1 protein-coding gene is annotated in these 556 nt (G+C 67.6%); it reads right to left on the minus strand.

The window, feature by feature from the left end:
- Positions 1–10 precede the first annotated feature (10 nt).
- The gene (locus MOQ72_RS44215) at positions 11–499 is read right to left on the minus strand and encodes a GNAT family N-acetyltransferase (protein ID WP_242192050.1); all 489 of its coding nucleotides are present in this window, start codon (positions 497–499) and stop codon (positions 11–13) included.
- Between the last annotated feature and the right edge of the window lie 57 nt (positions 500–556).

A 556-nucleotide genomic window follows, 5' to 3' on the forward strand; every position in this document is an offset into this window, starting at 1 on the left:
GGGGCGGGTATCAGTCGTCGGCGAGGATGGCGTACAGATCCGAGTCGCGCCAACCATCGCGAATGTACGCGGTGCCACGCATCCGGCCCTCGTATCGCATGCCGATCTTGCGCAACACCGCCGCCGAGGCGAGGTTGCGCGGGTCGCACGTGCCGTATATGCGGTGGAGCCCGTGCTCGTTGAAGCCCAGACGAAGCAGTTCCCGCGCCGTAGCCGTAGCTATGCCTTGCCCCCACAGCCGTGGATGCACCGCGTACGCGATCTCGCCGGTGCTCGGGCCGCGCAGCCTCAGTTCGGCGTTGCCCACAACGTCGTCATCGACGAGCACCGCGAACACCAGCCGGTCTGGGGGTGCCGCCACCGCGGCCCGCACATACGCCTGCGTCTGCTCGTGAGTGTTGGGTCCCCACGCCTGATAGCGGCACGACTCCGGCAAGCAGGCCCAGCTGTGGACAGCAGTGACGTCGTCGAGCGCGAGCGGCCGGAGCTTGAGCGTCATGGCGGCACCTTAGATCAACACGCAACGCTGCCTGAACCCTGTGAGACCGGCGCGGCT

Source organism: Saccharopolyspora soli, from assembly GCF_022678645.1.
Lineage (GTDB): Bacteria > Actinomycetota > Actinomycetes > Mycobacteriales > Pseudonocardiaceae > Saccharopolyspora > Saccharopolyspora soli.